This window comes from Bradyrhizobium sp. Rc2d (genome assembly GCF_900099855.1).
GTDB lineage: Bacteria > Pseudomonadota > Alphaproteobacteria > Rhizobiales > Xanthobacteraceae > Bradyrhizobium.
Map to the genome: position 1 here is coordinate 147,289 of NZ_FNCU01000001.1, position 26,443 is coordinate 173,731.

A 26,443-nucleotide genomic window follows, 5' to 3' on the forward strand; every position below is an offset into this window, starting at 1 on the left:
TACAATGCTCGCTGTGCCTGCGGCCATTGCGCCGGCTTTGGCTGCGGTCGAGAGCCTACTGGGTCCAGGGGTGCTATCTGGTTTTCTTGCGGCCGCCATACTGGGCGTCGGCCTCTTCTCCACGTCGTCAACCCTCGCATCCTTCGCGAAGCTTCTGCGGCCCCTCTTCATTCTGGCTCTTGCCGCACCCGTACTTTGGATCGCATTGCAAGTTGTTCCGATCCCGTTCCGCGGCCTCGGAAATCAGATCTGGGCGATGGCGTCGGCAGCCCTACACCAACCTCTCGCGGACAGGTTCTCAGTTGATGTACGCGAGACGATGCTGGCGCTATCACATTACAACCTTGTTCTCGCCGTGGCCCTCGTCACCGCCGTCGTTACCCTGGACAAGCAGCGGGCGGCGCAGGTTCTGAGTGTCCTTGTATCGGTCACCGCTGTCATCTGCATATTTTCGATATTGAGAAGAAGCAACTCGAGTGGTTCAGTGCCGGCCGAACAAGTCTGGACGGGCTCGACCGAGGCGGCACTTGGTGTCCTTCTCTCCACTGCAATGGCTATCCGCGCGGTCGACCAGCTGCGCCGGCCTAGACGGTCCCCTCGCTCGCCGGCAGGACCGCTCGCCATGCTTACCTGCGCAATTCTATCATTGATCGTCTCCCTATCGGCAGTCGCGCTTTGCAGTGGCTGGACCGCACTGATTGCCGTTCTGCTCGGAGCGACAACCATCCTCACGGTGGTCGCTATTCGCAAACTGTTCTTTGGCATGTGGGGCAGAGTTGGCGTTCTCGCGACCGCCACCATGTTGTTCGTCGCCGCCTTCACTTTCATTCCGATCAATCGAAATGCCGACCTGACGATTGCACTATCGACGCAACCACGGGCCGCAACCGAGCGGATGCTGCAGGACACTCACGCAATCGGAACCGGCGCAGGCACGTTTGTTGCGCTTCTGCCGATCTATGGGGACGTTGGCATGCTCGCAATGCGCGAACGGCCGACCGCTGCCGCCGCGGTCGCGGTCGAGATGGGACGTACGTTCCTCTGCGGCCTGTTGATAGTTGCGGTCATCAGCGCCTGCATCTTGTTCGCGCGCGCCCTGTCTCGCAATCACGCTTACTTATACCCGGCGGTCGGCGCAGGCGCTTCTGTATCGTTGACAATACTGGCGTTTGCCGAAAATAGCCTCTTCGATTTATGGGCATCACTGTTGGTGGCGGCGGTTTACGGCCTGGCTTTTGCTCAAAGCCTGTCCAGTCCGGCCCGCGACGTGGAGTCCATCGAGTTGCGGCAGCTCATGCAGGAAGCCAGCGACCGAACCACGGCAGCGCGACGAATTCCTACAACCCCCATTGCTTCCCCATCGCCTCTGACACGCGTTGCTCTGACAGTGATCGGATTGCTGTTAGCTGCGCAAGCAGCGTGGATGGTCTCGCAAAGCTGGCCTTTTGGTGATCGCCTCTCAGTTTCAGCGGTTGCCGGTTCGAACGAAGCCAAGGCCTCAGCGCTCCAATCCACGCGCGAGAATGCCGCGACGATCTCGGGATTCGCTGCAACTGTGGGCCTTAGGTCTGACAATGCTGCGGACCCGCAGAACACCGGGCGATCCGCGGACCTGAATTCCTTTTCCGCAGTGCTGGAATACTCACCTCTTCGAGGCGACGTTTGGCTCATGCTTGCGGTGCTTTCAAAGCAGCACGCGGCGACTTATGACACGACAAGCTTACTTAGGATGTCCTACTATACTGCACCAAACGCGCTGGATCTTATTCCACTACGGCTTTCCGTCGCTCTCGGCACTGATGCTGCGATCAAGGAGCCTGAGCTTCGAGATCTTATCCGACGCGATCTTAAAGTTGCCATGACCGGCCGGACCGCACTCCGGCCAGCCATCGCCACCGCATACCAGTCGGCCTCAGCAGACGGCAGGGCGTTTGCCGAGAGCTCTATTTCGGAGCTCGACCCAGGCTACGTTCAAAAGTTGCGGTCGCGAGGCCCATAGCCGTTTCTCTACCCGATCGCACCCGGATCGGTCCTGACTGAATGTCGCGAACGCGTTTAACGGGATAGATTAAATTTATCGCATCCGCGACGAATTCATGTTGATTAATTTATTTAAATTTATAGTATATGAATTATTAACTTCCTGCGTTCCTTGTTGATTAGCCATGAATTTTATCAACCGGCATATCGGCGACCATGAGAGCGATCTAGCTCTCCTCAGCTCACAATCGTCCATTGCTGATGAAGGCAAATGGCCCGTCCGGTACGACTCTGTCGAATTTGTAGCGATCTGCGCCGATATCGCGACCATTCTATTCGCCGGCTTCCTTTCCGCGCTTCTTTCGCCCGGCAGCCCGGCACCAGTTGGCCTAGCCCAGACATGCGCCTACGCGGCAGCAGCATCAGTATCTTTTGTCTACATTCTGAAAGGCAGGGGACTGTATCGGCCGACCGAACTCCTCCTACTCCGAGGCCAAGTTCGCGCCATTTGCCTCACCTGGATCTTGTTGCATGTCCTGGTCGCCGCTGTGGAGATGCTCGATGACAATCCACAGTTCTTCCGAGGTACCGGCCTCCTATTTGCGGCACTCGGCCTGGCATCTTTGGTTACGCAACGGTGCGTTGCCAGGATACTACTGATAAGATGCTTCAGTGGCAGGAGGTTCGCTCGGACGAATCTCGTCCTGATCACCGATCAGCCACCCTCGGCTTATGCTGGCCTGTCGGAGACTCTCGCGGTCCTCGGCTATCGCGTTAAGGGCCGCTTTGGTTTGCCCGCGATGGGCTCGGACCCTGGTTCCAGAAAACGGCTCAGCTCCCGCGTGATCGAACATATTCGTAATTCCGAGGTCGATAAAATCGTGCTGGAGGCCAATCCCGAACGATGGGCCGACCTTCGTGCCTTCATCTCTGACCTGAGGGTGCTACCTTTCCCTATCGTGTTCGTCCCGGTTGGCGCTGCATCCGAACTGCTTCGACATCCGACGAGGAGCTTGGGAAGTACCGCTTGCGTAGAGATCCAGCCCGGCCCCCTCACTGCAATCGAGCGCGCCAGCAAGCGAATAGTTGATATTATCGGTGCGGGACTTGCTTTGACAGTCTTTGCACCATTGCTCGCGATAGCTGCGGTCGCGATCAGACTAGATTCTCCCGGTCCGATCCTCTTCAAGCAGCAAAGATGCGGCTTCAATGGCCGAGTATTTTCGATCCGAAAGTTTCGGACGATGCATGTGCTCGAGAATGGACCAGTCGTCGTTCAGGCAACGCCTTTTGACCCGCGCATCACCAGGGTCGGCAGGTGGCTACGCCGAACGAGCTTCGACGAGCTGCCGCAGTTGTTGAATGTCCTCGACGGCAGCATGTCTCTGGTAGGCCCACGCCCCCATGCCGTGGCCCACGACGGACAGTTCGACAAGCTCGTCCGGAAATACGCCTTCCGGCGCCGCGTGAGACCCGGATTGACCGGATGGGCCCAAATCCATGGCTGCCGTGGACCAACGCCTACAGCGACCACGGTTGAGAGACGTGTGGAGTACGATCTCTGGTACATCGACAATTGGAGTCTTCGGCTTGATCTTGAGATCCTGCTGCGGACTCCTCTTGAGGTTTTGCGGGGCCGCAATGCCTGTTGAGTTGCATTGCTCTTGGCGGCCCACCCCGGCAAATCCCTTTTCAGCCGCCCGAGACCGGATGGTGCGATCGGATCAAATCACGCCCGCTGCCTGACCCTCGAATTTGTTTCGCCCAAACGGAACTCCTCGATTTTGCGGCCCGACTTTATAGCTGCAACCAGCCATCGTGGCCGCTTTCCCCGACCCGACCAGGTTTCTGACGTCTGAGGATTGCGGTATTTCGGGAGCACTCGCGGATATTTGCGTCTGGGCTTTCCGGTAGGCGAAATTTCGGGTCCCGTTGAGGAATTGGCAAAAGTGCCCATACCGCCCCCGAGCACCGCCAGCCGCTTCTCTAGTTCCTGCTTTTCAGCCTTAATCCGGGCTGATAAAATTCCGCTAATTTCCTCATGAAGCGACCAAAGATCGTCGAGGGACATTGCTTCTAGTTCAAGCTTCTTAGTCGTCATGCGAGCATCCTGTAGTTGCGCCCATTTGATACCGCCCCAGTTGATTAATCAAGCCCGAGTGTCAGCTTTCCATAAAAAATGTATGGAACCGAACCGAAATTCGCGTTCCACTTAACTAAGTAATCGGCGCTAATCAAGGCGGAAAAATAAGCTATCCGCAGAATTTAATCGCGGGGAAGCGACATCGTGTCGTCATACGTGGAGCGCGCCCCAGGCAAGCGGCGTTTCCAAAAATGAAGGAATGAATTAGACGGGTCGCAAGGCTAATCTGCCACGCCGCACTCTCAGCGAATGTGCGCGGCGGGCGAGGCGGCCGTTCCCCCTTCTAGGGAAACTTCTTATGATGCGCCCTTCCGTCAGCTGCAACTGGAAGCGAATGGCCTCGATGTCGCTGAGCGCGCGCCGTCGAAGCTCAATTTGCTCCTTCAGAGCCCGGATGTCCGTCAATGCAGCCGAGGGAACGATAAACCGGCTGATCGAACTCTCGAGACGTCTGAGAGGGTAATCGACAATATCCATTTTGCTCTTGTGCCTACCGCCACTTTTTGCTCACTCGTCGAGCCAATTAATAAAATAATCCTCGCAATAATTATTAAATAATATACTATTTATTTATTGTTGCGTCAATTGAAGCGCTGACTTTGGTCCATCGTTTCATTCGCCGCTCGAACAACGATACTCGAAAGGTGAGGATGATGGATCAGGGGTCAGGCAAACGGTGACGAGAATGCTGCATCGGCAAGATCTCGAAGCCATGGATTTTGAAGAACTTTGGCTCCTCCACGAGGAGCTAACAAAGATACTTGCCGAAAAGATCACGGCCGAGAAGCGGGAACTCGAAAAACGCCTTGCGCAGCTCAACCAGCCGGAGCAGTTCGCCGCAGCTGAAAGCGGTGCTGCCGAAACGGGAACGGGCCAGCCGCCGCGCCGCAAATACCCGAAGGTCGTGCCGAAATATTTCAATCCACTCCAGCCGACGGAGACTTGGTCGGGACGCGGTAAACAGCCTCGCTGGCTGGTTGCGGCGCTCCAATCAGGTCACACGCTCGAAGAGTTCAGAATTCGCGAGAACGGCGAATCGTCTGATCGGAATGCTGGTGGTCGAGAACATTCCTAGCTCCGCGCAACTGCACAGACTTTAGGCTGCCTGAAACGTTTCGGCCCCTGCGGATTCCGGAAGCCATATGCCGACCTGGTTAGGTTCCGGACCGCAGCTGATTGAAAACCGTTCCGTGCATGAAATCTGCCGCCAATCCCTCGAAAGCGCTCGTCTGACCGTCGCTGGCTTTAGACCTTTCCCACACGAGCCGCGGTGGCCGTCCTCAACAAAAACTGTAAGGTGGCCGCTCTTGGCATGGACCACAATCCAGGCCGGTGCACGCTGGTTTGCGTATAGCGGGTGACCGCCTCCCTCCGGTAATTTCTGAGGTCCAGGAACGTCATTGCGAGGAAGGGCACACGTGTGGCCGGGAAGCGTGCTTGCATCAATTGTCGCATGAACTGCAGACGAGGAATCAGTCGGGAGCGCATCGAGTACGGGACTTCGACCCCGAGCAGCACAGCGAGAGCGAGCAACTGGGTTTCGACCGCGTTCTTCATCAATTCGCCTGAAACATGAGAAGCAAGCTCCTTCCAGTCCAGGCCCTCGACGGAATTGTTCAGGTCGCGCAACTCAACAAGATGCCGCAGATCGAGGTCGCCAAGCCAATAACCGTGGTCTTGGAACTGATCATGAATGATCAACATGAGCGCTCGGTAGGTTGGGGTTGGGATATATACGCTTGCCCGACCCAGCAGCGCAGGGACACAATGATTTAGCGCATGTCCGGAGCTATGGTAGAGGTACGCCGGGCCGGGAGCGGCCCCCTGCAGATCGATAGTTCCGACATCGCGCGACCGGTTCAGGTCGACGTGCCATCTCTCGCCTTCGGGAGGAGCCTGGTGACGTATTCCATAGCCAATCGCGCCTAGCGCGGCGACTGCACGTTCAGTTTCGTCCGGCATGACCATAATATCCAGATCGCACATCAGCCGAACGCCTCGTCGCTCCTTGGGCGTGGTAGCCAGTGTCGCTGCCCCCTTGAGCAACACCGGCGTAACTCCCTGGCCGTTCATCGCAACGACTGCTTCTTCCAATTGACCTGCCAACCGATCGTTGCGCAGCGAATTTCGCCGATGGATCTGGCGGATATACGTGCAGACGTCTTCCGGCAACTCCGGTTCGAATTGGTCGACGAAGTCGATAAGCGCCGGCGTCGTCAACGTCTGATTTGCGAGCCCGATTACGGACGTCCAATCTACATCGACGGGCGGCATGCCTCGCAAGCAATTGCAAAGGCTCGTCAGTGCCGCACTATGCCTTGCCATTGCACAAGTCCATCAGCAGCCCCCGAGCCTCCGCGGACTCGGAATAGGTAAGTTGGAACGATCGCGCGCCCGCAACAATACGCTTCAAAGCGAAAAAGCCGGCCTGTGACAGTCTCCCGTCCGCGGCAAATGCACCGTCAATGAGCCGCTTCATCGAACCAAGCTGATCCAACGGGGTCAGCTCGACGGGGCCGCTTGCAACCCGGTTCAGAAAGATGATCCAGCTTGCGGAAAGGCATCCGTTGTGCGCATCCGGAATTGGCAAATACCGCACCTGAGCGCCATCGGGCCGGCAATGCGTCGCGTCGTTCCAATCGCCATATAGTCGCGACAGCACCGCCCACGACCCCTCCTTGAGGGTGAGGGCAAATGGGATTCCACAGACCGTTCCGTCAGCCCCGACCAGCGCAACATCATCACCGGCATACTGAAATCCAGCGTTCACCAGCCGCAGTGTAAGAGTCGATTTTCCGGCTCCCGGTTGGCCGCACAGCAGCAAGCCCGTACCGCATTTAGCAAGAGATGCGGCGTGGAGCGCGAAAACCCAACGATCGCTTCGGATAAGTCGCTCGGTGATGTGAGCTTTGATTGTTGGTGCCAGGGCACCAGCCTCACACCTGTGGACCCTGGCATCGTTCCCACGGAAGAATACCTGATCGTCCAGCACCATTGCCTCGATCACGATATCCTCTTCGCCGCCGTTGTCGTCCAGAGCGCAAAACAGCGGGATCAACTGCTGCAGGAGGTCCCAGTTTGCGGCCCGGACACTGATCCTGCGCCGCCCCAGATCCGCTGAGAAGGTACAATTGGCCGGCATTCGCCAGTCGATGTCGAGCAACGCTCGATCGATCCAGATGTTCATGGCCTGCCGCGTGAACTGGCGCGCTGCGTGCTCATCAATGCCTAGCCGGCCGAGTTCCCGATGGACGTCTTCCAAAGAAGCGCCCTGTGCCAACTCGCACCAAATGAATGCCCCCACCTGGTCCAGCTCATAGAGCTTTTGACTTGTCTCGCTGAAAAGCACTGATCGACCGTCCAGCAGCGCGAAGACTGCACCCACGGCCGGTCTCAATGCCATCTCTACCGATGATTTTTCCAGCACGGCTCCAACCAATATGAACGATATCTGTCTCGCCGTGGTCTCGACGCGGCGGCGCCAACTTCCTGAGATGCCTTATTCACCGCGATCAAACGAACTGTTGTTGCCCGGAAAATTCAGCCAGACCACTACGCGATGCAAATCCTCATCCGGCGCGGGTGCACGTCCCCGGCTGCGCTTTGTTTCAAAATGACTCTGTGACCCCAGTCATGCCGCCAGCTGACTGCCCTCGCCCGCCGCAGGTGGAGGAATATTCAACACTTGTTCTTCGAGAAAGCTCGTCCGCGCGATCAACCGGTGAGCTTCCAGCAAATACCGATAAACTTCTCGAGCAGCACTCCGCTCTCTTAGGACGCGCTCCTTTTCGCCGATGCTCGCTAATTCCTCGCGCATTTGAGCCAATTGCTGCGCAGCCGAGGCGGAATCGTGCTTATGAATTGATTCCCACATCGTCACCTCCGACCGAAAAAATCTGAAGAAATCAGCTTACGCCATTGGCGGCAATTAACAACGCAATTATATCTTTACCATATAATAAAAATTTGTTTCAGCTTCGAACCGGAAGCGACCATTCAAAGACAAAGAAGCACATTGCATCGAAGCGATAGAGGGGACGGAAGCCGTCGATCAAGGGCCCAGCGCTGTTGAGCCTGATGCCTTCAATTGCCTTACTCGCCGCACGAACAACGGCGCAAAATAAATCTGAACAAGAGTCGCAAACCTGACCGACAGCGCCGAATTTAGTTTGCACATTAAAATCCGACAACGAATATTTGCCTGGTAGACGAGCGTGGGAGCGAAGCCAGTGATCGAGTTAGCCGATTGGCCCATCACGGACGACATGATCATTTTCGTCGCAAGACACAATTCCGCATCCGCTCAGCTAGGCCAGTTTTCAACGGCGCCCAAGGAGTTCTCGGGCGCGGCCGCATAATCGATACTCACGCGCTGCCGAGCCAAATTCCGGCAGCATCCAGGGAATCGCTAAAGCAGCGATCCGGCCGGTTGGAGAAGCACCGTCACGAGCACGCCGCCCTTTGCTCGAACAAATGACCCCCAGTGCGCGATGCCCCCCAAGTAACCCGCACTGATGACGACGCACTCCAGCCGGCCGGTCCTCTTCGCTTCAGCAATGAATAAATTTCCAAGGGAGGCTCACATGGGTATGGTCATGGTCAAATGCCCGCAAACTGGTCGTGTGATTCCAACTGGTATCAAGTCCGACCGTGAGACCTTCCTGCGGAGCGTTGTGTTTTATGGCAATACGCATTGCCCGGACTGTCGTGCCAATCACAACTGGTTCGCTCGTGAGGCCTGGGTCGAGGAGCCGGTCGTCCGGCCCGTGGAAATGTTCGGTGCCGCGCGTTGTGCCGACGCGTAGCGTATTTCGACACGGACGCAGAGCCGAACTAAGTGGCATCCCGCCAATTCGGGCGGACGGTCTCATCTCGCACCACGCTTGCTGAATTCAGCCGGAGCGGCGTTGCCGCCGGCATGCACCGGCTCAGCTGGGGGCCGGGCTTCACGAGATCCATCGAGCGCTCAGTCCTCACCCGCGTCATGTCGCATGCGTTCATCAAATTCTTATATTGAAGAAGGTCCTTGAAGAGACGTTCAAAATATTTCGACGCATTGTCATAAAGCGAACTGACGATCTGACGATCCCTCGGCTAGGCGTCACGCTGGCACGTCATCAAAAGCTCAAGGTTCCCATCGCTGATCCAGCAAAGACGTGTTTGGGGGTACTGTAGTGAGTAGTGGGGTTTGCAGCCGCTTGGCCGTTCTGCGACACACGGCCATCGCGCTCGCTAGCATGCTTGCTCAATTGGAGAGGCTTCGAGAGAAAGTACGAAGGGCGGAAGCGCGAAGCTCCGGAGAAAGACGGAGATCGGGCTCGGCGTCGCGGATGCGACGGCCCCGGTCTGGGACGAGTTACCGCACGCGGCTCCAATCCTAGCGAGGGCTTCCAAGTGCCTTTGCTCGACCGAGCCACGCGAGCGCCAGCGACACACCGCCACTGATCATGTGCTCCACCTGAGTTGGACTTATCCCTTCTGATGTCTGCCTAGCTCGTTCTATTAAGGCGTCGCTTCAACCGAGTCCGGCAGTTGCGCACTCGAAAGGCGATTCGAAAGCAAAGCGTAAGTTGCTTGCCTCCGAATCGTATCGCCTTGAAAGTTAAAATTGATTATTCGGCATAATAATAATTGCTCCTACGCAAAACGGAAAATAAGGTGGGGGAAAACTAATGGGAGGAGTGGATGGAGACCGTACGCCGCTTGCGCGCGATGGCGTTGCTGTGCCGACAGACTTCTGCGCATTATCCTGACCGAAGCTGGAAGCTTCTCGCCGAGGCTGAGTTCTGGGAGCACTTGGCTAATGACACCCTTCGTCAGCATGTCGAACAATGCACGGCCGGCTCCTCGCTCCCGCCAATCGGAGATAATTCGAATACCGCAGGATCGAGCGCGCCCATCTCTGCGTAGCGCTCCGCTGATCTCTACGTTGCCGGCCTCTTCCCGCTTTGCTGCTTTCGACACCCGGCTCCGCCGGTTCTTGAGCGCTGCAAATGCTCAAAGAGTCGCTCGAGCATGAGAGAGCCCTGGCCCGACGAGCCGCAGTTGCCGTGTTATCTGCGAGGCTAACGGCTAGCGGCGCAATTGTGCGCGGCGGCAGCGAGCCAAGCCTGTTGGCTGGTCGCCGTCGAGGCTTTTGGCGGAGCACCTGCCTTTGATCGTCCTATAAAATGTGAACGAAGGTAAGCCAGGCCACGACTGCGAGACAAACTGCAAGGCCGGTATAAGGCAGAGCTAGCCTCATCGGAATCCTCCTCGAAAAGAGGTCAGTGAGAATTGACGCTCGTTGCGACGCTCGTATCCATAACGAGCCTGAGGTTGTTCCTGCTTGTGGGCCGGCTGTTCTGCTGCCTGCTTCTCACTTCGGCCTCTGCCAGGTTGATAAGCCTGCGTAGCCGCTGGATCTCCAGCATTATATCTTTCAGCTTTTGGCCTTCCGAAGAAACACGCTGGAGACGCGCGCTATAAACATCCATTGGCCCCTCACAATATATAATAACAACATGACCTTACCAATTAATACTGCCATATTAGCCTCATTTTGTGGTTGTGGAAATAACCTATTTCACACTGCGCGGACAGCAGAGCTTTGTCAAAAACGTCCCTGAACGTGCCCCTGGGACCGCCGCGGAACAGATGGTTTTGGATTGAAGGCTCGCGGGTGCTCCCATCGCCAGCCTCGCGATACCTTCGCAGATAACGGGTTGGTGAACGAAATCATTTACCGCCTCCCTCAAAGCAGTCCGGAAACCGTACGGGTCTAGCTTCCTCTCTGCTGCCGAGGGAGTTTCAAAATGATCATGCTCAAAGCAATTGCAGTTGTTCTTGGCGCCGAGTTGCTCGTGTCGATGTATTCGGGTGACCTCGGCGCCGATGTAGTTCTCGCGATCGTCGCTTGTCTTCTATAAAGCGAGGCTCTCAATCACGATCGCGATCGTGAGCGCCTTTGGCCAGTGTCCGGATGGGGAAAACGGCCGATGGGTCAGATCGTCTGTATTTTCCGAATCGCGCCTCTGTGCTCGTTCTCGCTGTTAGTTTCAGATCTTGCGGGTACACACGCGTGAGCCATTTCCTCTCCATGCTTCTGCTTGCCCTCGCACTGACCCTGACCTTGTGCTTCGGGGTGGCAGCCTGGCGCCTGTCGGCCGGCAAAGACGTCGATATCGCCACAACGATCCGGCATCAGGAGTACGGCTGGAGAACTAGGCCCGACAACTGAAGGTCGTTGCGTTCGCCCTCAGTAGGCGACCGCTGAGCGAACTTGAAACTTGGATTGTTTCCGTGCTCGCACGTCTATGGGCGCTACGGAATTCGCGGCCTGAGACGATCGCCGCAAATATGAAAGCCAGCACGCATGCGGCGGCCAACGACCAAAGGGCAATTGCGATCTGCTTCTGCATGGCCAGCGGCAATCGAGGAGATAGCCTCGCCTCTTTTCCAGTTAGGTTCAAAGTCTGGGCGATAAAGCCCGGTGACGCTCAGTGTTCACCAGCTTCCAAAGAATCTTGTCTTCGCAACTTGTCCAGCGCCTGGGGCACGCTCAATCCAATACTCCTCAGGCGAGTACTCGGAGAAACGGCTCCTGCATCCTGGGGCTTAAGCGGGATGCTGGAGTCGTCTCTTCCGAGGTCCTTGTGCGTTCGTCCGGCACAATTGGCTTATCGTAACCCAAATTAAATGTTTATTCTATATTAATTTTAGTTTTATTGCGCATTTAATTGTTTAATTTTTGCCGTCTCCGTTCGGATTCGGCGATTTTCATGCCGACCATGCTACGGTGCGAAACTTCCGACGAGCGCGGCGCCGTTGTCCACGCCGATCCAAGCCGATCTTGCAGCCTTCGGCAGATCAATGCTCTGACTGACGGCCGATCGGGGATTTCGTGTGGAGCAGTCCCAAACGCTTTTCAAGTTCGTCCTTCTTGGCAATGAGCCTCGCCGCAAGAATAGCTTCGACGACGCTGTGGAGGTCCCACAGTTCATCAATGGACATGTCCTTGAACTGCTCCAGATTCATCATTTTCCCGAATCATGTTCCACATAAGCTGGGCCTACGCCGTGCGAGGTGGCAACTAACCGCGAGTTGGCGCGGAGTGGATATCTGTGAATTCCGCCTCTTACGGTGCCAACTCAGGCTTTGGCTGCTGGGATGGGAATGACGACGGCTGACATGGAAAAGTCGCGCGGCAGATGCGCCAGAAAGTCGACGCCGAGTCGGAGTTATTCACGCTGGACCACCACCATCGGATGGGCGCCGCGGTTCAAGGCGTAGATTTGGTCCTTGCTGTCGGCCGCGACGGAGGCGACGTCGGTGAGCTGCCGGCCGTCCGGCAGCTTCGTCCAATTGACACGATGGAGATATCCGCTCACAGACCGAAGGGATAAGTATCCGCGGCGGCTCCCGATACCGGGGCCTCTAGCGGCGTCACAGCGTGCGTCTCTTCGAACCAGACCATGGCATCGAACTGGTCCGGCAGTGCTGCCTCAAAATAGTGACTGAACAGCTCGGTCTCCGGCCGGTAGACCACGCCGATGGCTCGTTCCAGGCGCGGTCCGGTCAGTGCTTCCCGCAGGCCGCGTCGGGTGCCCGGTCGGAGGTCAGTCAGGGAGCGCGCAACGCCGGTGTGCCGAAACAGATACTCGTAGGAATCCTCACGCGCCGGCCGCACTGATTTGATCTCCATCGCCCCGCCCCAGTCGCTGGCAGCGGCAACGGTCCCGCGATCGGTTCCGAAACCGATCAGGGCCGCGTCTTCGCCATGGGCGTTGCGCACGAGCTCTCCAATGTTGAACTCGCCCGCCCAGCCCATCGCGGTGGCCGACGCATTACCGACATGGGAGTTATGCGCCCACACCACCGCCTTGGCGCCGCACCCACGCCGTTGCATCACATATTGCAGCGTGTCGAACATGTGCCGATCACGCAAATTCCAGGACTCCGTCGAGCCACGGTACATGATGCGATAATAACGCTCCGCCGCGCGTACGATGCGCGCATTCTGCGTCGCATTGAAGAATGCCTCCCCTTCCCCTGCACCATCGGCAAGCCGCCTCTCCAGGAGCTCGCGCAATTGCTCGGCAACGGCATTCTCGCAATCGTCGCGACCGGCGAGAACGGCGGCCCCGTAGGCGGCCGGGTCGGACTGCCAGGGAGTGAGACAGCCGTAGCGTTGCCGCGCCGCGCGGGCGCGTTCAGGATCGACCTTCTCAAGATAATCGATCACGGCGGCGATGGACCGACCGAGACTGTAAACGTCGAGCCCGCGGAACTCGACCCGCTTGTCCGGTGCACTCGCTTGATTATGCACATGCAGATAATTGGCGAATTCGCGCACCTCGACGTTGCGCCACATCCAGGTCGGAAAGCGCTGGAATGGGAGCTCGGCATCGGGCGCGGCGGGTAACTGACGGACGTGACGGTCGATCGCGGCTGCGTCGGGCCAGTCGGCCTCGACCGCCACGATGTTGAAACCGTGCCGCTCGATCAAGTGCCGCGTGATGGTCGCGCGCGCCTGATAAAATTCCGACGTCCCGTGGGTGGATTCGCCTAGCAACACGATCTTGGAGTCGGCGAAGCGCGCAAAGAAGGCGCCGAATTCATCGCGCTCCGGCGGGGGCAAGTGCTCGCCGGCATCGCGCAACCGGGAGATGAGTTCGCGATTGAACTCATGGTGAACGCGCTCGGCTTCGCGCGAGAGGGCCATGGGAATCCCTCCATTGGGTGGCTGGCCACATCGTCGATGTGGATCGCATACCGCAGGCAAAGACGACGGCGAGCCGCTCGGTCCAGCGGAAACTCGGGCCGCGATGGACTGTTCCCAACGGTCCATGGAAACCTTTGCGCCGACCTTTTGTTGGGGATACGACGGTTCGCGTGGTCATGTCGGAAGGGGCTGGCTTTTGCTTGAAGACGCTCAAGCTGCAGCGCAGATCATGACCAAGCACCTCTTGCGACGTTCTGCCGTCCTCGATCGCGACAAGCCGCTGGCCGGGCTGTGGCCCCTCGACATTTGGACGTTCGCCCGCGCCAGCATCCTAGTGGCAAGGTTCGAAGCGCGGCCGGCGAGACAGGTGCAACACACAATGGGAACACGAATGAAAATCGAAATAGCGTTTCGAGCACTGACCTTGCGTTACCATCGAGCATCGGCCAATTGCGGCGCAGCCGTGGCGGCACTAGCGACAATCAGCGCGGCCGTTGCCCAGCCGATCTCCACGCACCAAGGCTCCAATCCCGCAGTCAGCCCCGAGGGCGCGCTTCACTTAATTCGAGATGCCGCAACGCCCAATGGGCCAAATAGCCTTGCCGACGTCGCTGAGAGAGTTCAACCCGCTGTTATCGGCGTCATCTCTCGATCTGCCGGATCCAAGCAACTGATGCCAGGCCCACCGTTCGACGATGTACCCGACGAGGACGCTCCCGAAGACCATCCCGGCAAGGGATCTCCTGGACCGAATGGCCTGGACCCGAGAAATGGCTCGAATGCGCGCCAATCGATCGCGATGGGATCAGGATTTTTCATCTCTCCGGACGGTTACGCCGTGACCAACAGCCACGTCGTGGGGGACAACGACACGGCTGCGATCCTCACGAGCGACAAGAAGACCTACCCAGCAAAGGTGGTAGGACGGGATTCACTCAGCGACCTTGCCTTGATCAAGGTCGACGGACGAACGGACTTTGGCTACGTGAAAATGGCGGAACAATCGCCACGCGTCGGCGACTGGGTACTCACCGTTGGCAATCCATTCGGGCTTGGAGGTACGGTCACGGCGGGGATTGTCTCGGCTCGCGACCGCGAAATCGAAAATGGTCCGAGCGAGGGTTTCATTCAGATCGATGCACCGATCAACAGCGGAGATTCCGGCGGACCAAGCCTTAACACCAACGGCGATGTCATCGGTGTGAACAGCATGATCTTTTCGCTGTCCGGTGGATGGTCCGGGGTTGCCTTCGCGATCCCTGCCGACACCGTCCGATCAGTGATCCCCCAATTGAGGGAAAAAGGCACCGTAACGCGGGGGTCGATGGGTGCCGAAGTCCAATCAGTGACTCCCGAGATTGCCGATAGTCTCGGTGCCGACAACCTTCATGGTGCGATCATCGCCAACGTTCAACAGAATGGTCCCGCGGCGAAGGCCGGTTTGCGAAGCGGCGACGTAGTTACGTCCGTGGACGGAGAGTCGATCAAGAGCGCCACTGAATTGACGAAGAAAGTTCACGCGATGGCGCCCGGCTCTACAATTCAGCTCGCGATGGTTCGCGCCGGGAACCAAAGCTCATTGAACGTGACGCTGGGTCAGCTCCCGCATGAGCCTCAGCAGTCCCAGTCAGGCAAGGCGAAGTAGTCCAACATCGTGTCTTCGGAGGCGAAAGACTCACCTCGTTGGCAGATCATGTGACGAGGAACCGGCTGCGGCAGTCGAGGTTCACAACGAATGCCGCGTCGAGCATCATAGCCACTCAGGTATTCCAAACGGAACGAGCTTGCGCGCATGAAATCGGCGGCCCATCCGAGGGATATACCTAATGAGCATGAGGCGCAAAGAACTAACGTTTTCCTCCAGCAGCGATACATGCGCAGCCTGGCTATACCCGGCCGCCGTTGACGAGGGTGCAAGGCCAATCATCGTGATGGCTCACGGACTGACCGGTACACGCCGAGACCGTCTCGGCGCGTTCGCGGACCGGTTCGCGGCCGCAGGTATTGCGGCGCTCGTCTTTGACTACCGCGGCTTTGGCGACAGCACGGGTGAGCCGGACCTATACGAACCTTCTCGTCAATTGGACGACTGGCGCGCTGCCATCGCATTTGCCCGTTCTCTGCCCGGTGTCGATGCCGAACGCGTGGCGACGCTCGGCTCCTCGTCCGGCGGGGGTCACGCGCTTGCCGCGGCAGCGGCGGATCGCAAGATAGCCGCGGCCATCAGTCAGGTCCCGATGCTCGACAGAGAAACCCAATCCTACATCAGACCTCAGCACGTCCTTGAGGCGATAAAGGCAGCGGCGGCCGAAGGGCGCTATTTGCCTGCCGTTGGTCAGCCCAATGAGGCGGCACTGATTTACGCGCCGGGAGCCGAGGTCGGCTGGCGTCGTGTCGTTGCAATCGGCGACGAATCCCGATGGCGGAACCGCGTCTCGGCGGCGTGGCTGCTGGGTCCACCATATAGGCCGATCCAACACAGCGCCTCGCTTCATTGCCCCTGGCTGGTTTGCGTCGCCGCAGACGATCAGGTTGCCAAGCCGGGGCCTGCAATCGAGGCGGCGCGCGGGGCCCCGAAAGGTGAGCTCCGCATTTATCCGGGCATCGATCATTTCGATATTTACGATGGGCCGCCTCACGAGGCGGTGGTCGCTGACGAGGTCGAATTTCTTCAACGCCACCTTCTGGGCCGGAACCTGAGCGGAAACACCTACGCCGATGCGGAGTTTTCGCGGATCGGTCTACCGGAACGGCAGAAACCTTTGCCTTGACCTGTCGTTGGGCAGAAGACGGCAATCCCTTGTTCAGGAGAACGCCCATGCAAGTCCAGCAGATCATGCAGCGAAACGTAGCAATCGCAGATCCCAACATGACGGTTCGAGACATCGCACGCCGGATGCGCGCCGACAACATTGGTTCATTGCCGGTCGGCGAGCATGATCGCCTGATCGGGATGGTGACGGACCGTGACATCGTCATGCGCGGCGTCGCAACCGATCGTGCGCCCGGGAACATCGCAGTGCGCGAGGTGATGTCGGAGGGAATCAGCTACTGCTTCGAAGATGATGACGCCCAAGCTGCCGCGCAAATCATGGCAAAGCACCAGGTGAGGCGGCTTCCTGTCCTCAATCGCGACAAGCGGCTGGTCGGAGTGGTCGCACTTGCCGATCTCGGCCGCTGCGAAGTTGGCGCCGCACGGGATGCTCTGCAAGGTATCTCGGAGGCGACCGACCAGGAACGTCGCCAGATGCACAGCAACTAGCAAAGCAGGAGGCCGCAATGGCATTCAGCTTGACGAGCCCTGCGTTCCGCGACGGCGAACGCATACCGGCCAGATATACTGCGGATGGCGAGAACTTCTCTCCGCCCCTGCAATGGTCAGATCCACCGCCGGGCACCAAGAGCTTCGCACTCGTCGTCGAAGATCCGGATGCACCGTCGGGTACTTTCCGCCATTGGGGACTCTATAACATCATGGGCGAGCGTACCGTCCTGCCGGAAGGTGTTGGCGGCGGTAGGGCGAAAATGGAGGACATCGGCAAAAACATCGGCAAGGGTATCAACGATTTCGGCGAGCCAAACTACCAGGGACCTGCACCGCCCAGAGGTCACGGGACGCATCACTATCATTTCAAGCTTGCGGCGCTCGATGTCGAAGCGCTCTCGCCGGCACCCAAGCTCGCGGTCGGCGATATCTGGAAGGCAGCCCAGACGCACCTGCTCGGACAGGCCGAGCTCGTTGGCACCTACAGCCGCTGAGCCTTGGCCAGTCTCACGCCAATGCAGGAACCTGAAACATTAAAAATAGCCGCCGTCCGGAACGTCCACGGAAGTCATCAGTTGGTAATTCGGTGAGCGATCGATGGAATGGCGAGACCAGAGCGAAAGCTACGGATAGACCAAACCAAAGATTCGTTCACAAGCCCCGTCAGGTTACTTCGGTAACCGGCGGGGTCTTTTTTTGATCGGCGGCTCCCGGGCGAAATGCAGCGACCGAAGCGACTGTTCCAGTCAGGCCGCAAGAGCGTCGGAGTTGACTTCCCTCTTCGCAAGCGCATCCGCCAGACTGTTCCTCCGGCCGAACTGCCAAGAACATTTGAGCTTGAAGTCGATTAGGACGGAGGAGAATTAGGAACACCGAGACGGAGCAGCGCTTGCAGCATCGGGCGGGGCTTGCGAGGCGATATCGCCATGAACTATCTCGAAAACGTTCCCTTCGACAATGTCCAGGACCATCTCGGTGACCGTGGCTACTTCGTGGCTCCGCTCGACGACCTCATCACATGGGCGCGATCGGGTTCTCTGATGTGGATGACATTTGGGCTTGCGTGCTGTGCGATCGAGCAGATGCAGGTATCGATGCCGCGGTACGACATTGAACGATTTGGTGCCGCTCCGCGCGCATCGCCAAGGCAGTCTGACGTCATGATCGTCTCGGGCACGCTCTGCAACAAAATGGCGCCAGCCCTGCGCAAGGTCTATGACCAGATGCCGGAGCCGCGCTACGTCATCTCGATGGGATCGTGCGCCAACGGGGGCGGCTACTATCACTATTCGTACTCGGTCGTGCGCGGCTGCGACCGTATCGTGCCCGTTGACATCTATGTGCCCGGCTGCCCTCCGACGGCTGAAGCCCTGCTCTACGGACTCGTGCTCCTTCAGAAGAAGATTCGGCGAACCGGAACGATCGAGCGGTGACTCGACGAGGACCGAACCGGATGAGTCCGGCATGTCACTTCAGCAGGCGCGTCCGCACATTCAGAAAATATTCCTTGCAGCCCCCATCTAGCCCCGCCGGAAGGATAGCTCGCGAGATGCGTTCGAAGCACAGCACAACCAAATGTGAATCGCTGAATGGCTGTTCCCTTGCGAACCATCCTGGAGTGGTGGTGTTGGCGGAGAAGATCCTGATAGGCGGAGCCAATCATGAAGCATGCCACACGGATTTATCGCTTCGACCATTCGAAGCGCGGGGATGCCGAACAGCTCGCTCGCATGCACGAAATGGCTAGGCAAGCCGCCGAGGTGCTGCGTCGACCCATCCCGGACACATTTCTGGGCCGCTGAACGTTCGAACCATTCCCGAATGAAGAGAAACGCGCTTGACGCGTGGGCACACTCTGGCGTCGTGCATCGCCTCAGGAGCTCGCTGACCCATTTTGGAGCCACCGACCTGCCCGAATTGCAGGATCGAGATCAGGTGGTACGTGTCAAGATTGGTTTGACGGGCAGCGGGTCGCAAGGATCGTCCATTGCGCCACGGGCGGCTTGACGACGGGTTGGCATGGCCCGTCAGAACCTTGCGAAGAACCGCAGGCTTCACATCTTCGACTCTGGCTGAGCCTTTTTGGAACGTATCCGCGGACGCTCCATTGCCTTCGCAAACCAGCGATGGAGTGATCCCATGAGCGCCACAGGTCTCGATGTATTCGACAGAACGATCCACCTGACGAACGTCTGGCTGGATGAGATCATGACGACACTGCCGCGCGACAGGCAATTGGCGTGGCACGCCTTGGGGGCGGTACTACGGACCGTGCGCGATCGCGTTCCGCTCAACCTCGCCGTTCACCTTGGCGCGCAACTACCGCTCTTGGTGCGCGGCAGTTATTTCGAACAGTGGCGTCCGAGCGACACGCCACAGACCTGGAGGTCGGCGGATGAATTTATTGCGCTCGTATCGGCACAGATGAAGTCGGTGAAACCGGTCGATACCGTCGAAGCGGCGCGTGCAGTGTTCCGCGTGCTAAGTCACCATGTCGATCCCAATCAGATAGAGAAGGTGCGACACTCGCTGCCCGAGGAGATCCGATCATTGTGGCCGACGCAAAGGTCGTCAGCAGCCTGAACGAGGAAACTCCGCCACTCCCCTGCGCTCCACTCGATTGCGGAGAGCAGCATGCGCGTCGCATCGAAGGAATTGAGTGCGTAGTTGCCGATCGGCCCATAGTGTTGCTGATAGCGATCGGCGACGCTTTGCGAACCGTGAATTCGTCCGATCTCGGACGTCGCGGACAGCACCAGGAGCGTCACTTGCTTCCTGGTGTGGGTCACTTCGTCCCTCGCGAAGCACCGAAGGCGTCCGTGGATGCGATCAAGAACATCGTCTACGGAAGCAGCACCGCCTAGGAGACACCCTCGATAACGGAACACGAGCCCTTTCGGAGAAGCATCAGTTGGGGCGCCCCTGCCGTTCCGCCACTATAAACACCGGTACAGAGGCGAGCTGCATCACGATCGAGAACGTGATCAATCCGGCTCGGGAGTTTTCGTACAGCAGGCCGGTCGCGATACTGCCGACGAGCCACCCAACGCCGTAGCCCGCATAGTACAGCCCGAACGCGAAGTTTCGCTTTCCTTCGGGAAGCACCTCGGCAACGAGCGCCTTGAGCAGCGTGTCCTGAATCGCATAGCCGGCGCCCCAGAGCAGCATGCCGAACAGCACCAGCCAGAAGCCACCCAAGAACACGAAGGGCGAGAACGCGGCCGCGATGCACACCGCGACGATCACGATGGGAAGCCCGATGCGATCGTAGATCTTTCCGAAGGCCAGGTTCGCAAGAACGCCGAATGCCGTCGAGATCGCAAGCATCACGGGGATCCACTGCTCGGAGGCAATCTTCGCCTTGGCTAGATGGTAGGAGATCAGTTCGAAGCTCATCAACCCGGACGCAAACAGCGCGCCGGCCAGCATGTGCAGCCAATAGGCTTTGGAGAAGTCTCTAGCCGGTGCCGTGCGGCCCTGTTCCAGATGCGACGGTGTCGGGAAGTTCACCCGGGCGACCACCAGCGTGATGAGCGCCGCCGCCGCCGAGATCGTCAGAAAGGCGTACCCCGTCCTGAAATCGCCCTTCAGCAGAAGCACCAGCGCAACGATAAGCGGCCCTAAGGTCGCGCCGATCTCGTCGAGCGCGGTGTTCAGCGCGTAGACCCAGCCTTTGCCGAGCTCACCCGTCGTGTAGGAGAGCATGGCTTCGATCGTCGGCTTCCGCAGCGCCCGCCCTATCCGCTCGGCGAGAACCAGAGCGGCGGCCAACTGCCAGCTCCCGGCGAGCGCCATTGCCGGCACCGCGAGGAGGTTGATCACGTAGCCGACGAAGGTGATCAGCCAATAGCGGCCAGTGCGGTCCGCTGCGTAGCCGGCGGGCAGACGCAAGGCATAACCGAGAAACTCACCCAGCCCGGCCGTGACGCTGACGACGGCTGCACTCGCACCCAGCGTCGCCATGAAGGGCCCGTTAATGCTGGCGCCGCCTTCGTAGGTGATGTCCCCAAACAGGTTGACAACACCCGTCGTCATCACGAAGAGAAACGCGGGCGAGCCGCCACCAGCCTTTCGGGACTGCGCCATCCGCTACTCTCCGCCCGATCTCGGCGCCTAGCGGGCCAAAGCGAAGAAGAATGCCGCCAGCACCAGGGCACCGATGAGCCCGGCCAAGAAGATCGCTCTTCTCGCCGGCGTGCGAAGAATGATCTCTCCGCCCCTTGCCTTCTCTGCCGGATAGGGTTCCTTGGGCGGAGGGGGCGGCTCTGCTGGGCCTTCACGAACCATACCAAAACAACGCCCAGGCGGGACTTTGTTCCAGAACGGCATCCTCAATCTACGATCGCCGACGGGTCAGGATGAACTCTTGGATCAGAACGTTTATTCCGGGGGGAAGAGCGTCCCACCTCGCGGCCGGCGCGTGGGTGCATCATGCCGGAATACGGCAGGCTGCTTGGTCAGACTTGCCGAGCGCCTTCAGGATAAAACGAATCTGGCCGCGCATGTCTGCCTCCGTGTCTCCGCGTTGTTGAACACAATGCTCGATCAGAATCGGATGGAAGAATGGCATGAACGCCAACCTGACCGCTCGTGCCGCTTCCGCGGCGTCTTCGACCTGGAATTCACCGGATTCGATGCCCTCGCGTATGATCGCCTCCACGATCGCTACTATCCGCTCAATATGCGCTTTGGCGATCGCCCAGTTCTCCCGCGTGGCAGTAGCAATCAGGTCATGCATGTACCTTTCCTTGACCAGCGTCATCTTGGTATGGCTGTGAATGGCGGTCAGGAGTTGGTCGAGTTTCTCCGTGGCGGGCCCGTTCGTGCGGGCGATCGCAAAGGCAATTTCGGCGATCTCGTTCACAAGCCGGCCGCAGATGGACTCGTTGATCGCATTCCTGGAAGGAAAGAAACGGTAGACATTCGCCGGGCTCATGCCGAGTTTGGCGGCGATGTCGGCCACTGACGTCCTGTGGTAACCGACGCTGCGAAAGCGCTCCTCGGCCACCTCCAGAATGCGCGCGCGCGCCTCGTCTGAATCATTCCCCGTTCGGATCGGACGATTCATGGATCTGACGGAGCCCTACTCGGCCGCCAATGCTGGTCGCAATTCCGGCTTCTCCCGCGAAACCTCGTGGATGTCATCTGCGGTCGGCTTGATCCGAAACCAGGCGGCATAAAGCGCAGGAAGGAACAGCAGAATCAGGACCGTTCCGACCGCCGTGCCGCCGATCAGCGTATAGGCCATCGATCCCCAGAAGACTGAGTGCGTTAGAGGGATGAAGGCCAGCACCGCAGCAAGCGCGGTCAGGATCACCGGCCTCGTACGTTGCACCGTGGCCTCGATGACGGCGTGATAGTCATCAAGGCCGGCAGCGCGGTTCTCCTTGATTTGTTCGGTCAGGATCAGAGTATTGCGCATCAGGATGCCGGCCAGTCCTATCAGGCCCAGAATCGCGTTGAATCCGAACGGCTGATTGAAGGTGAGCAACATCGGCACGACGCCGACCAAGCCCAGCGGGGCCGTCAGCATGACCATCGCCATCGTCGAGAACGATCGCACCTGGAGCATGACGACGATCAACATGGCGGCTATCATGGCGGGAAAGATCGTCGCCAGCGCGTCATTGGCCTTAGTTGCCTCCTCGATCGATCCGCCCAACTCGATACGATAACCGGCCGGAAGGGATGCGATCAGCGGTTGAAGGGCCGTCTTGATCTCCTTGGAGACCTCCGGGGGTTGGGTCGCCTCATTGATGTCCGAGCGGATCGTGACGACTGGTGTGCGATCACGGCGCTTGAGAATCGGCTCTTCAAGTCGGACTTCCGAGTGGCCGACCTGGTCGAGCGGGATCGAGCGGCCGTCCCGGCTCATCAACGAGAAATCCGCCAGACGCGCCGGATCCAGCCGCTCGCCGCCGGCGCTGCGCGCCACGATGGGGACATTGCGGATATCCTCGCGGACCTGCGTAACCGTGATGCCCGTGAGCAGGAACTGGAGCTGCCGGCCCACCTCAGCTGGCGAAAGACCGATGAGATTCAGTCGATCCTGATCCGGGATGAAGCGGAGCACGGGCGTGCGATTGCCCCAGTCGCGATTGGCCTGCCGTACGTCGGGAACGCCACGCATGACACCGAGGGCCTTTTGAGAAATATCGTACAATTGCGCCGGATCAGGCCCCATCACCCGAAACTCCACCGGGAAAGGCGTATATGGTCCGAAAACGAGCTGGGTGACGCGCACATTGGCCTCAGCTGCAAGGCCCTGTGAAACCGCTTCTCGGAGCCGGTGCTTCAAAGCCTCACGGGCCTCTGCGTCCGGTGTCAGTACGACGATCTTGGCAAAGGCTGGATCGGGCAGCTCCGGCGCCATCGCGAAGAAGAAGCGCGGCGCTCCCTGACCGACATAGCTCGTGACGATCTTGGCCTCCGACTGGTGGTCAAGCCAGTGTTCGAGCTTCTCGACCGTGGCCGTCGTCGTCTCGATGCTGGTACCTTCCGGCAGACGGACCTCCACCAGCACTTCCGGGCGGTCGGAGGTCGGGAAGAACTGCTGTTTGACGGCGCCCATGCCGGCCCCGGCAAGCGCGAAAGCGACCGCGACGATGGCGCTGGTCACGAACTTATGGCGTACCGCGAGGGTGATGAGCGCTCGCAGGCGCCGATAGTTCGGTGTGTCGTAGATCGCTTGGTGACCGCCTGCGACGGGCTTAATCGCGGGCAGCATCCTGACGCCAAGATAGGGCGTGAAGACCACCGCGACGATCCAGGAGACGATGAGGGCAAAGCCCACCACCCAGAAGATGTTGCCGGCGTATTCGCCAGCCGTCGAGCGGGCGAAGCCCACCGGCAGAAACCCGGCGACCGTTACGAGTGTTCCGGACAGCATCGGCGCCGCCGTGTGACTCCACGCATAAGCCGCCGCCGATAGGCGATCCATGCCCTCTTCCATTTTCACCACCATCACCTCGATGGCGATGATGGCATCGTCGACGAGAAGGCCGAGCGCCAGGATGAGAGCGCCGAGCGTGATCCGGTCGAAGAACCGACCGGTCTCCAACATGATGAGAAACACGACGGCAAGCGTCAAAGGGACGGCAGCCGCGACAACGATGCCAACGCGCCAGCCAAGGCTGAGCAGGCTCACCAGCAGCACCACGCCGAGCGCCATCGCGAACTTCATCATGAATTCGTCAACGGCCGAGGTGATGTTGACGGCCTGGTCGCTGACCTTGGCCAGCGTCATCCCGAGTGGGAGCGTGCGAGAGATAGCTGCGGACCTCGCTTCCAGCGCCTTGCCGAGCGCGAGGCCATCCCAACCCTCTTGCATGACCGCAGCGAGCATCACAGCGGGCTCGCCTTGGTGTCGGATCAGGTAGGTGGGAGGATCCTCGTAACCGCGGCGGACTTCCGCGATGTCGGAGAGTTTCAGCGTCCGCCCCGCAGCGACGATCGGGGTGTCGGCGATCGCCTGAACGCTATCATAAGCGCCATCGACCCGGATGAAGACCTGCGGACCCTTGGTGTCGATCGAGCCTGCCGGTGTGACCGTGTTCTGCCGCTGCAAGGCGGCAACAATATCTTGTGCCGATACGCCGAGGGTCGTCAGTTTGGCATAGGAAAACTCGATGAATATCTGTTCGGGACGCTCACCGAGGATATTGATCTTCTTCACGCCGGGCACGTGCAGGAGATCCTGACGAATGGTCTCGGCTTGCCTTGCGAGCTCGCGCATCGGCATGCCCTTGGCCTCGAGGGCATAAAGGGCGAAGCTCACGTCCGAATATTCGTCGTTGACGAAGGGGCCGAGCACGCCAGAGGGCAGCTTGCGGGCTTCATCGCCTAGCTTCTTGCGGGCCTGATAAAACTCCTCCTGCACGCTCGATGGCGGCGTGCTGTCCTTCAACGTCACCGTCATGTACGCATAACCGGGCCGCGTGGTCGTCTCCACCCGGTCGTACCAGGTGAGCTCCTGAATCCGCTTCTCCAGGGGTTCGGCGACCTGATCCTGCATCTCGCGTGCCGTCGCGCCCGGCCATACCGTGGTCACCGTCAGCGTCTTGATGGTGAAGGACGGGTCCTCGGCCCGCCCGAGCATGACGAAGGCGTAGGCGCCCGCGGCCGCCAGCAGGAGGATGAAGAAGAGGGTTACGGCCCGCTCGCGGACGGCCAGCGCGGAAAGATTGAAGCTCATCAGTTGCTCCTGCTTTCAGAGGCAGTCCTGACGCGCGCGCCCTCGTGCAGGAGGTGAGCACCGAGGGAAACAATTTGGTCACCGGAATTCGATCCAGAAATAACGGCTGTTTCGCTGGTCACTCGCAGGAGCTTGATGGACTGAAAGCGTACGGTCGAGCTGGCGCTGTCGAACACCCAGACGCCTGTCATTCTGCCGTTATCGAGCACGGCTCCCAGCGGGACCTGGACCTCCGGCTTAGCCTCCTGGCTCGCAAGCCGAATAGTGACCGTCGCCCCAAGCGGTGCGGCCGCAGCTTCACCGTCGAGCACATAGCGGGCCTCGTAGGTGCGGGTTTGGGCGTCGGCGGAATCGGACAACTGCCGGAGATGCGCCGCATAGCGTCGCCCATCGTTCCCATACAGGCTTGCCTCGGCGAGCGAGCCGATCGCCGGCCGGATCGTTTCGGGAAGCGTCACCACGGCTTCGCGAGGACCGGCCTGTGCAAGCCGAACCACGGTCTGGCCGGCGGAGACCACTTGTCCGGGCTCGCCAAGCGTTTGGGTGACCGTTCCGTCCGCATCCGCCACCAGGACGGAGTAAGTTGCTTGGTTCTCGGCGACCCCTGCTTCGGCTTCCGCCGATGCGAGCTGCGCTTTGGCTGTATCCGACGCGGCCTTCGCCTGCTCGTATCGCTGCCGGGACGTCCACCCGTCGTTGACGAGGTTGGCGTATCGCCGCTCATCCGCATCCGTCTGAACGACCGTCGCGCGCGCTGCGGCGACTGCGTTGCGCTTCGCCGTAAGCGCAAGGCGCAGGTCCGTTTCGTCAATCCGCATCAGCGGCTGCCCGGACTTGACCTGCTCACCGACATTCACGAGCCGTTCGACAATCTTACCGGCGACGCGAAAGCCGAGGTTGCTTTCCACCTTCGCGCCGATGGTACCAGTGAACCCGCGCTCGGATCCGCCCACCCGCGCGGCCGTGATCAGCCTGACCATCGGCGGCTCCTGCCTCGGGTCGCCCACGGCAGAGGCTTCTTTAGCTGGAATGGCGAGAGCAACGAATGTGGCCACCCCCGCCGGGATCAAAATACCGGCCAAGACCGCAAAACCCCGCATCTTCATGTCCGTCTCCCAGATTTAGATTTCGTTCGAACTCTATATTCCATTTAGATGT

General features: G+C 59.2%; 19 protein-coding genes and 1 pseudogene. 10 read left to right on the plus strand and 10 right to left on the minus strand.

Going from position 1 to position 26,443, the window contains the following annotated elements; all coding sequences use genetic code 11:
• Positions 1–4: 4 nt before the first annotated feature.
• Together BLV07_RS00635 and BLV07_RS00640 are read left to right on the plus strand one after the other, a co-directional pair.
• Complete coding sequence (locus BLV07_RS00635) at positions 5–1,999, plus strand: hypothetical protein (protein WP_091878353.1); 1,995 nt, start codon at positions 5–7, stop codon at positions 1,997–1,999.
• Between the two features lie 166 nt (positions 2,000–2,165).
• Positions 2,166–3,632, plus strand: a complete 1,467-nt coding sequence (locus tag BLV07_RS00640; RefSeq protein ID WP_091878355.1) for an exopolysaccharide biosynthesis polyprenyl glycosylphosphotransferase — start codon at positions 2,166–2,168, stop codon at positions 3,630–3,632.
• Between the two features lie 77 nt (positions 3,633–3,709).
• Here the strand turns inward: BLV07_RS00640 and BLV07_RS00645 are convergent, their stop codons facing one another.
• Positions 3,710–4,081, minus strand: a complete 372-nt coding sequence (locus BLV07_RS00645; protein WP_091878358.1) for an H-NS histone family protein — start codon at positions 4,079–4,081, stop codon at positions 3,710–3,712.
• A gap of 727 nt (positions 4,082–4,808) precedes the next feature.
• On the opposite strand from BLV07_RS00645, the gene BLV07_RS00655 reads away from it, so the two are divergent.
• Positions 4,809–5,198 (plus strand): H-NS histone family protein, encoded by a 390-nt coding sequence (locus BLV07_RS00655; protein WP_244550926.1) that lies wholly within the window; start codon positions 4,809–4,811, stop codon positions 5,196–5,198.
• Between the two features lie 170 nt (positions 5,199–5,368).
• On the opposite strand, the gene BLV07_RS00660 is transcribed toward BLV07_RS00655, so the two are convergent.
• The 3 genes from BLV07_RS00660 to BLV07_RS00670 all read right to left on the minus strand — a co-directional run bounded on the left by BLV07_RS00660 (position 5,369) and on the right by BLV07_RS00670 (position 7,997).
• Complete coding sequence (locus BLV07_RS00660; protein ID WP_091878364.1) at positions 5,369–6,448, minus strand: nucleotidyltransferase family protein; 1,080 nt, start codon at positions 6,446–6,448, stop codon at positions 5,369–5,371.
• Positions 6,435–7,550 carry a serine/threonine protein kinase gene (locus BLV07_RS00665; protein WP_091880204.1) on the minus strand — a complete coding sequence of 372 codons (1,116 nt, stop codon included), beginning with the start codon at positions 7,548–7,550 and terminating at the stop codon, positions 6,435–6,437. The genes BLV07_RS00660 and BLV07_RS00665 overlap by 14 nt, the downstream gene beginning before the upstream one ends.
• A 204-nt stretch (positions 7,551–7,754) precedes the next feature.
• Positions 7,755–7,997 carry a hypothetical protein gene (locus BLV07_RS00670; protein WP_091878366.1) on the minus strand — a complete coding sequence of 81 codons (243 nt, stop codon included), beginning with the start codon at positions 7,995–7,997 and terminating at the stop codon, positions 7,755–7,757.
• 709 nt (positions 7,998–8,706) lie between these two features.
• Here BLV07_RS00670 and BLV07_RS00675 point away from each other — a divergent pair.
• Positions 8,707–8,928 carry a hypothetical protein gene (locus tag BLV07_RS00675; protein ID WP_091880207.1) on the plus strand — a complete coding sequence of 74 codons (222 nt, stop codon included), beginning with the start codon at positions 8,707–8,709 and terminating at the stop codon, positions 8,926–8,928.
• A 3,043-nt stretch (positions 8,929–11,971) separates the two neighbouring features.
• Here the strand turns inward: BLV07_RS00675 and BLV07_RS47285 are convergent.
• Together BLV07_RS47285 and BLV07_RS00695 are read right to left on the minus strand one after the other, a co-directional pair.
• Positions 11,972–12,142: a hypothetical protein gene (locus tag BLV07_RS47285; RefSeq protein ID WP_164934580.1), complete on the minus strand. Its 171-nt coding sequence runs from the start codon at positions 12,140–12,142 to the stop codon at positions 11,972–11,974.
• A 346-nt stretch (positions 12,143–12,488) separates the two neighbouring features.
• Entirely contained in the window at positions 12,489–13,826 is a 1,338-nt protein-coding gene (locus tag BLV07_RS00695) for an erythromycin esterase family protein (RefSeq protein ID WP_091878375.1), read from the minus strand.
• A gap of 124 nt (positions 13,827–13,950) precedes the next feature.
• Between BLV07_RS00695 and BLV07_RS00700 the strand changes: the two genes are divergently transcribed.
• The 6 genes and pseudogenes from BLV07_RS00700 (at position 13,951) to BLV07_RS00725 (ending at position 19,674) form a co-directional block, all read left to right on the plus strand.
• A complete protein-coding gene (locus BLV07_RS00700) occupies positions 13,951–15,471 on the plus strand; it encodes a S1C family serine protease (RefSeq protein ID WP_176945275.1) in 1,521 nt (506 codons plus the stop codon).
• A gap of 181 nt (positions 15,472–15,652) precedes the next feature.
• Complete coding sequence (locus tag BLV07_RS00705; RefSeq protein ID WP_091878379.1) at positions 15,653–16,597, plus strand: alpha/beta hydrolase; 945 nt, start codon at positions 15,653–15,655, stop codon at positions 16,595–16,597.
• A 47-nt stretch (positions 16,598–16,644) separates the two neighbouring features.
• Positions 16,645–17,088: a CBS domain-containing protein gene (locus BLV07_RS00710; protein WP_091878381.1), complete on the plus strand. Its 444-nt coding sequence runs from the start codon at positions 16,645–16,647 to the stop codon at positions 17,086–17,088.
• 17 nt (positions 17,089–17,105) lie between these two features.
• On the plus strand, positions 17,106–17,585 hold the full coding sequence (locus BLV07_RS00715) for a YbhB/YbcL family Raf kinase inhibitor-like protein (RefSeq protein ID WP_091878383.1): 480 nt from the start codon (positions 17,106–17,108) through the stop codon (positions 17,583–17,585).
• A 477-nt stretch (positions 17,586–18,062) separates the two neighbouring features.
• Positions 18,063–18,524: pseudogene (locus BLV07_RS00720) on the plus strand (NuoB/complex I 20 kDa subunit family protein); the annotation flags it as partial.
• A gap of 706 nt (positions 18,525–19,230) precedes the next feature.
• Entirely contained in the window at positions 19,231–19,674 is a 444-nt protein-coding gene (locus BLV07_RS00725) for a DUF2267 domain-containing protein (RefSeq protein ID WP_091878386.1), read from the plus strand.
• Positions 19,675–19,998: 324 nt separating this feature from the next.
• Here the strand turns inward: BLV07_RS00725 and BLV07_RS00730 are convergent, their stop codons facing one another.
• From BLV07_RS00730 to BLV07_RS00745, 4 genes are all read right to left on the minus strand, one after another.
• Positions 19,999–21,177 (minus strand): MFS transporter, encoded by a 1,179-nt coding sequence (locus BLV07_RS00730; protein WP_091878388.1) that lies wholly within the window; start codon positions 21,175–21,177, stop codon positions 19,999–20,001.
• Positions 21,178–21,520: 343 nt separating this feature from the next.
• Complete coding sequence (locus BLV07_RS00735) at positions 21,521–22,159, minus strand: TetR/AcrR family transcriptional regulator (RefSeq protein WP_091878390.1); 639 nt, start codon at positions 22,157–22,159, stop codon at positions 21,521–21,523.
• A gap of 15 nt (positions 22,160–22,174) precedes the next feature.
• The gene (locus BLV07_RS00740; protein ID WP_091878392.1) at positions 22,175–25,285 is read right to left on the minus strand and encodes an efflux RND transporter permease subunit; all 3,111 of its coding nucleotides are present in this window, start codon (positions 25,283–25,285) and stop codon (positions 22,175–22,177) included.
• Positions 25,285–26,391, minus strand: a complete 1,107-nt coding sequence (locus tag BLV07_RS00745; protein ID WP_091878394.1) for an efflux RND transporter periplasmic adaptor subunit — start codon at positions 26,389–26,391, stop codon at positions 25,285–25,287. Before BLV07_RS00745 ends, BLV07_RS00740 begins: the two co-directional genes overlap by 1 nt.
• Positions 26,392–26,443: the final 52 nt, after the last annotated feature.